At 35.7% G+C, this 7,772-nt stretch carries 6 protein-coding genes; 4 read left to right on the top strand and 2 right to left on the bottom strand.

Going from position 1 to position 7,772, the window contains the following annotated elements; genetic code table 11:
- The first annotated feature begins 312 nt into the window (after positions 1–312).
- Entirely contained in the window at positions 313–630 is a 318-nt protein-coding gene (locus COE49_RS01845; protein WP_088229883.1) for a magnetosome magnetite crystal formation protein family, read from the top strand.
- 118 nt (positions 631–748) lie between these two features.
- Here the strand turns inward: COE49_RS01845 and COE49_RS01840 are convergent, their stop codons facing one another.
- Together COE49_RS01840 and COE49_RS01835 are read right to left on the bottom strand one after the other, a co-directional pair.
- A complete protein-coding gene (locus COE49_RS01840) occupies positions 749–1,240 on the bottom strand; it encodes a metal-binding protein (protein ID WP_088229884.1) in 492 nt (163 codons plus the stop codon).
- Between the two features lie 50 nt (positions 1,241–1,290).
- Positions 1,291–1,656, bottom strand: a complete 366-nt coding sequence (locus COE49_RS01835) for a YkvA family protein (protein WP_088229885.1) — start codon at positions 1,654–1,656, stop codon at positions 1,291–1,293.
- 546 nt (positions 1,657–2,202) lie between these two features.
- Here COE49_RS01835 and COE49_RS01825 point away from each other — a divergent pair.
- The 3 genes from COE49_RS01825 to COE49_RS01810 all read left to right on the top strand — a co-directional run bounded on the left by COE49_RS01825 (position 2,203) and on the right by COE49_RS01810 (position 7,452).
- Entirely contained in the window at positions 2,203–4,131 is a 1,929-nt protein-coding gene (locus tag COE49_RS01825) for an LTA synthase family protein (RefSeq protein WP_088229887.1), read from the top strand.
- A 506-nt stretch (positions 4,132–4,637) separates the two neighbouring features.
- Positions 4,638–5,522: a D-amino-acid transaminase gene (locus COE49_RS01815; RefSeq protein WP_088229889.1), complete on the top strand. Its 885-nt coding sequence runs from the start codon at positions 4,638–4,640 to the stop codon at positions 5,520–5,522.
- 211 nt (positions 5,523–5,733) lie between these two features.
- Positions 5,734–7,452: a C40 family peptidase gene (locus COE49_RS01810; RefSeq protein WP_088229890.1), complete on the top strand. Its 1,719-nt coding sequence runs from the start codon at positions 5,734–5,736 to the stop codon at positions 7,450–7,452.
- Positions 7,453–7,772: the final 320 nt, after the last annotated feature.

The raw sequence follows: 7,772 nt of genomic DNA, 5'->3' as shown, positions 1-7,772 counted from the left end.
TAAATAAATCGTAACAGTTAGTTACCCCCTAAAGAATCCCCTTTTAAATAGAATAACCTCATCAATAGACTATCAGGTCATCATACCTTTTAGCCAAAAAATAAAAAACGTTTAAGAAAACGTTTTCGATAACTTTCATTTATACTTTAGCACATTATTTTCTTTCAAAAAAGATTTTTTTGAAAATTTTATTATTTAACATAGAAATCTTACAAAAACGTCATGTTCTTGTAATGTTCATCGATAGGAAGCCCGCTACATTTCCTGCATAATAAAGGTATAACAACGGACATTATTTATGAGGTGATATATATGAACGGAAACAAAATATTAGCAGCTTTATCATACTTTAGTGTATTATTTGCCCCTATCTTATTCCCTATTATCGTGTGGATTGTGGGCGATTCTGAAACAAAACCACACGCAAAACGCGCTCTATGGACACACATCATTCCAAGCATCGCGTCATTTATTGGATTTATTATTCTAGGAATTATGGGTATCGGATCGGATCGACCAGACGTAACACTTGGAATTGGAGCAATGATTGTCTTATGTATTTGTGGCATTATTAGCTTATACTACTTCATTTGGAACATCGTAAAAGGTATTAAAATACTGAAAGCTTAATTTTAAACAAACGTTTGATTAAAAAGGCACTATCGCACGATGATAAATGAAATTTCATCGATAACCGACTTATTAATAAGAAAAAAACCGTCCCAAAATACCTTTTGGGACGGTTTTTTTATCTTCTGCGTTTCTTCTTTTTTCTCATCATTTTCTTTCGGCGCGTGTTCACTTTATCCGCTATAATGTGGAGCGTACTCGCCACCACAATTCCCATTACGAACGTTACAAGTTCAACCTCATGTTTCTTCGCCATTTCTATTAAATTCCCGTCAAGTACGATTACATTTAATAGGAATAAAAACGGAGAAAACACAATTAACATGTATGCGATACGAATAATATCACCAAGTATAATCGTGTGTGTAAAAAAGGAACGATGCGGCATTATCCTCTTATACGGGTACCAAAATATACGTAGGAATCCCCATTTATTGTACGCATTACTATACGTATCTAAATCTGGTGTTAAAAATGAAGTGCCCACTAAAAAGCCAATTGCAAAAGTTAATAAAAAATCGAAATCTGTTAATCCATACGAAAAAAGCATAAACAAAACAACCGGAAGGGATATTAAGTTTATTTTCGTATGCGTTTTTCCTGATGGCATAATGCACTTCCTCGCTTACGTTCGCCCTGTCACCATATGACAGTTCTCACCTATTGATCTAATTTCTGATCGATAAATGATGTGTCTATATCCGAACCAAACCATTCTGCCAACTTCATTCGTGCCTTATCTTTCACATCTTCATTGACGTATAACGACGCTTGTAATAGCGCGGCCATTAACGCCCCTAAATCATCCGTATAACCAACTCCAGCAAGGAAATCTGGGATAGCATCAATCGGTGCAATAAAATAAGCAAGTGCTCCAATTACAATCATTTTCACTCGTTTTGGAACATCGGGTCTTTGCAAAACATAAAACAATAATAAACTTGCATAAATAACCGACTGCCCCGCTTGCTTTGCAACATGTTTTACTTTCTTCCAAAACGCTTCAACTGAAAATTTTTGTTCCATATAAAAGCCTCCCTATTTTTTCAAAAAAATAAGCTACAATATGATATCAGTAAAAGTTCATCAAAATTACACATAATCTATCAATGAATTTTCATTGTAACAAACAAAGACAAAAAGAACAAGTGTTCGTTAATTTTTACATATTTCCCTTCATATAATAGTTTTCTAGACAACCACTTACCCATCTTCATTTCTTATTTCTCAACCATGAAAATTTTCACTTTCACTTAACACTTTGTTCCATCTTTGTTATATTTTCTAGTTGACGGGTATATAAACGAATGTTAAAGTTTTCTCTGGTAGTAACAAAACACATACAAAAAATGTAAAATGTTATAGTGTTTCTCAGAAATGAATTTTGTTGTATAATACAGAAATGACGTTATGCTTATGAGCAACACAAGAAACTAAAAGGGTATGCATAGTTATAGTCGTATATGGGTGAATATAGAAACTCTAATTATGGCCAAGAAAACTATGTATTTTTTATTTTAACATTTTTCGCTCCAAAATCGACCAAGCCTGATAGAGAAAGGGTGGAAATGAATGAAAGAAACCATGAAATCACAATTTCAACATGTGCGTTTCACTTTATTCGTAGCTTTGACTGTATGGCTAAAAACCTACATCATTACACGCACAAGCTTTGATTTAAAACTTGAATCTTTCATGCAAGAATTCATTTTATTCATTAGTCCATTAGCAGCATCATTACTGTTTGTGGGCCTTGCATTATTTGCAAAAGGGAAAAAACGTAACTATATAGCACTTGGAATTAACTTTATCTTAACGTTCATCCTTGTTGGTAACGTAATGTTCTACGGATTCTACAATGACTTCGTTACTTTACCAGTACTAGGACAAACGTCTAATTTCGGAAGTTTAGGTTCTAGTGTGAAAGAATTATTTAGCTTCAAAATTATGCTTGCATTTGCGGATATTATCGTATTCTTCATTCTATTGAAGAAGAAGAAAGATTTTGCACCGACAGAGCGTGTAGCACGCCCGATGCGTTCTTTATACTTCGTATCAACAATTGCTATTTTCTGCGCAAACCTAGGACTTGCAGAAGCCGAGCGTCCAGAACTATTAACACGTTCATTCGACCGCGTTATGCTAGTTAAAAACTTAGGACTATATGTACACCAAGTATACGATCTTGGCTTACAAGCAAAATCAAGTTCACAAAAAGCGTTTGCTGATAGTAGTAAATTGCAAGAAGCAGAAAACTATGTGAAAACGACACAAAGTAAACCAGATCCAAATATGTTTGGTACTGCAAAAGGGAAAAACGTAATTGTTGTCTCTCTTGAATCATTACAAACGTTCTTAATTGGAGCACAAGTTAACGGACAAGAAGTTACACCATTCTTAAACCAATTTGCGAAAGAAAGTTATTACTTCGATAACTTCTTCCATCAAACTGGGCAAGGAAAAACATCTGATGCTGAATTCTTAGTAGATACTTCGTTATATCCACTAGACCGTGGTGCTGTATTCTTCACACACGGTAACAACGAATACACAGCAACTCCAGAAATTTTACGTCAGCAAGGGTATCACACGTCGGTATTCCACGCAAACAACGCAACGTTCTGGAACCGTAACATTATGTATCCGGCACTTGGTTATGATCGTTACTACAACGAGCTTGACTACAAGATTACGCCAGAAACAAAATTAAACTGGGGATTAAAAGATATCGAATACTTCGATCAATCTATCGATATGTTAAAAGAAGTAAAGCAACCATTCTATACTCGCTTCCTTACTTTAACAAACCATTACCCATTCACTTATGACGACAGTACGAAATTAATCGATGAGTACAATTCTGGTGATGGCGTATTTGACCGTTACATGGTAACTGCTCGTTATTTAGACGAAGCACTGAAACACTTTGTTGAGCGTCTAAAAGCAGAAGGCATTTACGACAACTCTGTTATCGTATTCTACGGTGACCACTACGGTATTTCTGAAAACCATAACCGTGCGATGGCACAGTTCTTAGGAAAAGAAGAAATTACTGCATTTGACCATATGAACTTACAAAAAACACCGATGTTTATTCACGTTCCAGGTCAAAAAGAAGGTAAAACAATTTCAAAACCAACTGGTGAAATTGACATTAAACCAACAATTCTAAACTTACTTGGTGTAGATTCTACGAATCAAATTCAATTCGGTCATGATGTATTCTCACCAGACAATAAAGGATTCGTTGTTCTTCGTGACGGTAGCTTCGTTACAGATAAGTACATGTACACGAACAATACATTCTACGACCGTAACACAGGTGAAGTCGTACAATTACCGAAAGAAGAAGCTCAACCACTAATTGATCGTGCCCAAAATGAATTGCACATGTCTGACAAGATCATTGAAGGTGACTTACTTCGCTTCTCAGACAGTAACAAGATCAAAACTGGTGAAGTAAAAACAGCTATTAAAGAAGAAAAGAAGAGCGCTGAGTAATCTCAGCCTCTTTTTTTATATTCCTCTCTCTTTCCTCTTATATGCATTAACTTTAAAATTACATAACCTTTACCAAATATTCACACGAAATTAATGGAGCATCTCTATAATAAAATATGTAAACGAGGTTCTATATATTTCTTATCTCTCATCTTTACTAAGATCCCTTAATGAAATATGTAAATCGTTTGTTTCTATTTTCTTATCATTGTCTTTTACAATGTTTTGTTTCCTTACACAAAACATTCCATGAGACGATGTCCCTATGAAAGATAGCTACCCTCCTTGTGCAGCATTCCATAAGAATGTTGCTTTTTTTTATTTAAAAGCAGGATTCTTATTTCTTATTTTCGAATTTATATATACAAAATGCTATAAATTACCACTACTTCTTTGCGATTTATCAATACATATACGTCATATGTAAAGAATTACTCACATAAAAATGACTATCATGACTTTTATTCCGAATGAAAGTTTCATGTTACTTATGTACTTATGAAAGGATGGGACGACAATTGGCATATGAAAGATTTGTACTTTGGAATGATGCAGTTATTGATACAACAAAGCAAAAAACGTACATAGAACTTGAAGAAAGAGGCTTGCAGTTTGGAGATGGTGTCTATGAGGTGATTCGCCTATACAAAGGGAACTTTCATTTATTAGATCCGCATATAACAAGATTATATCGTTCCATGGAAGAAATAGAATTATCTCTCCCTTTCTCAAAAGCAGAACTCATCATATTACTTTACAAGCTCATTGAAAGTAATAATTTCCACGAAGATGGAACCATTTATTTGCAAGTATCTCGCGGTGTACAAGCTCGTACTCACGCATTCTCATATGACGCTCCTCCGACAATCTATGCCTATATTACAAAAAAGGAAAGACCAGCTTTATGGATTGAATATGGTGTACGTGCTATATCAGAACCAGATTCCCGCTGGCTCCGCTGTGACATTAAATCATTAAATTTATTACCAAATGTACTCGCTGCTACGAAAGCGGAGCGCAAAGGCTGTAAAGAAGCACTATTTGTACGAAATGGTATTGTAACGGAGGGAAGTTGTTCTAATTTCTTTCTAATCAAAAATGGCACTCTGTACACACATCCAGCCAATCACCTTATTTTAAACGGTATTATTCGTCAATATGTCCTTTCTTTAGCGAAAACCCTTCATATTCCTGTACAAGAAGAACTTTTCAGTGTTCGTGACGTGTATCAAGCAGATGAATGCTTCTTTACAGGAACTACAATTGAAATTTTACCGATGACTCACCTTGATGGAACAGCGATTCAAGATGGTCAAGTTGGACCTATCACAAAAATGCTACAAAGATCCTTTTCTCAAAGTTTGTTACAATCCAACATGTCATCTTCTTAAACACGAATAATTGCTATCCTTTCTACATTCAATATATGTATTTAAATGGAAATCAAGGTGTGGAATTCATACCTTGATTTTTTCTTGTAATCTTTTTGTCATATTCAGATTCCCGCATAAGTCTTGACAGTAATCGACATGCTCTTTAGAATTTTTAACAGTTGGTAAATATTTCTTCACTACATTACAGACAGAAAGGAATCGACAAATTATGAAAAAATACCTTGCCGGTCTTGCGGCAGTGTCTGTAGCAGGAGGAGCAGCTCCTACACTCGATAGTGTTCAAGCTGCCCCTGAACAAAATACACAAAAAGCTGCTACGCAAGCTGTCCAAGCTTCTGCATCAAACAACTCATCTTATACGGTGAACACTAGCGTATTACATGTACGCGCAGGATCAAGTACTTCTCACGACATCATCTCACGCGTTTATAACGGTCAATCTTTAAACGTGATTGGCGAAGAAAATGGCTGGTTCAAAATTAACCACAATGGAAAAACTGGCTTTGTTAGCGGTGAATTTGTATCAAAAAATGGCGCAAGCAATTCCAATGTAAGTGCAACAGGTGGAAAAAATAAAGTTACTGCTGATGTATTACGTGTCCGTACAGCTCCTAACACTTCTAGTTCTGTTTCAGGACGTGTATATGAAGGTCAAACGTTAAACGTGATTGGTCAAGAAAATGGTTGGGTAAAAATCAATCATAATGGACAAGTTGGCTACGTAAGTGGCGAATTCGTATCTGGTGTTTCTTCTAATGCAGGTTCTTCAAACAACAACCAAGAATCTGTAAAACCAGCAAGCGGAAACTATACAGTAAATGTATCTTCTCTTCGTGTTCGTACAGGCCCTAGTACTTCTCATACTACTGTAGGTTCTATTACAAAAGGACAAGTAGTACAAGTCGTTGGCGAAGTTCAAGATTGGTTCAAAATCAATTATGCAGGTCAAACTGCTTACGTAAGCAAAGACTATGTAACAAAAGGCGGTTCTAACGACAACGTTACACAAGGAAACAACCAAGAACAAAATAATAATGTAACCGTTCAAACTGGTGGTACATACGTTGTTAACGCAACATCTCTACGCGTTCGTACGGGCCCTGCTACTTACCATAGCGTAATTGGTGGCGTGTTAAACGGTACTACTTTAAACGTAATTGGATCTGAAAACGGTTGGTTTAAAGTGAACTATCAAGGAAAAACAGGCTTTGTTAGTAGCGAGTTTGTAAAATTCGTTAAAGGTGGCACTACTACTCCTGAACAGCCAAAACAACCTGAACAACCTAGCCAAGCAATTGGTGACTACTACATTAATGCTTCTGCATTAAACGTACGTAGCGGTGAAGGCACAAATTATAGAATCATAGGCGCACTTCCACAAGGACAGAAGGTTCAAGTAATCTCTGAAAACTCTGGATGGAGTAAAATTAACTACAACGGTCAAACTGGTTACATCGGAACACGTTTCCTATCTAAAACACCAGTGGGCGGTGCAGCGAATAACAAGCCTAACAACGATTCTAATCAAAATAACAACAATCAAAACAATAACAATACAAATAGCGGTGACAGTTCTTCTCTACTTGCATACGCAAAATCAATGCAAGGCGTACCATACGTTTGGGGCGGTACTTCTGCTAACGGTGTTGACTGCAGTGGTTACATCTATCACGTATTTAAGAAATTTGGTCATAACATTAGTCGTCAAAGTGTTGCAGGATATTGGAGCAGCCTACAAAAAACTTCAAATCCACAACCAGGTGACTTAATTTATTTCAAAGACACTTATAAATCAGGTCCTTCTCACATGGGTATTTACCTTGGTGGGGGATCATTTATCCAATCCGGAGATAAAGGTGTAGCAATCGCTTCATTAAGTAACTCTTATTGGAGCAAGCACTTCTTAGGTTATACGAAAGCACCTTAAGTTGTATTTTCAAAGCCTTCTAGATTACTAGAAGGCTTTTTGTTATACGTTCACCTCATTACCCCCTTTCCCTATCTTCTCTCTACAAAAATAATGCATCTATTTTCCCATTTCATACACCATATTCTACAAAAATAATCCATAACGTTATCATAATGTATATATTTTCATAAAAAACATAACCTATTTCATGACAATTTATTTTATATGTGTTTTTTTGATGAATTTTCTTTTTATTTAAACTTTTCGTTAGACGTTTGACCTCCGATGTCCATTATGATAAGTTACTTAAGATGTTATATTCGAAAAAGTATAGACAA

Origin of the sequence: Bacillus sp. AFS029637 (genome assembly GCF_002584985.1) — a bacterium.
Lineage (GTDB): Bacteria > Bacillota > Bacilli > Bacillales > Bacillaceae_G > Bacillus_A.
Note: the sequence above shows the minus strand (reverse complement) of the source record. Positions and strands in the feature narration are given on the sequence as shown.

Excerpts from the sequence above, each read along its gene's own strand:
- COE49_RS01845 (WP_088229883.1), top strand. The coding sequence starts at position 313 with ATGAACGGAAACAAAATATTAGCAGCTTTATCATACTTTAGTGTATTA.
- COE49_RS01840 (WP_088229884.1), bottom strand. The coding sequence starts at position 1,240 with ATGCCATCAGGAAAAACGCATACGAAAATAAACTTAATATCCCTTCCG.
- COE49_RS01835 (WP_088229885.1), bottom strand. The coding sequence starts at position 1,656 with ATGGAACAAAAATTTTCAGTTGAAGCGTTTTGGAAGAAAGTAAAACAT.
- COE49_RS01825 (WP_088229887.1), top strand. The coding sequence starts at position 2,203 with ATGAAAGAAACCATGAAATCACAATTTCAACATGTGCGTTTCACTTTA.
- COE49_RS01815 (WP_088229889.1), top strand. The coding sequence starts at position 4,638 with ATGGGACGACAATTGGCATATGAAAGATTTGTACTTTGGAATGATGCA.
- COE49_RS01810 (WP_088229890.1), top strand. The coding sequence starts at position 5,734 with ATGAAAAAATACCTTGCCGGTCTTGCGGCAGTGTCTGTAGCAGGAGGA.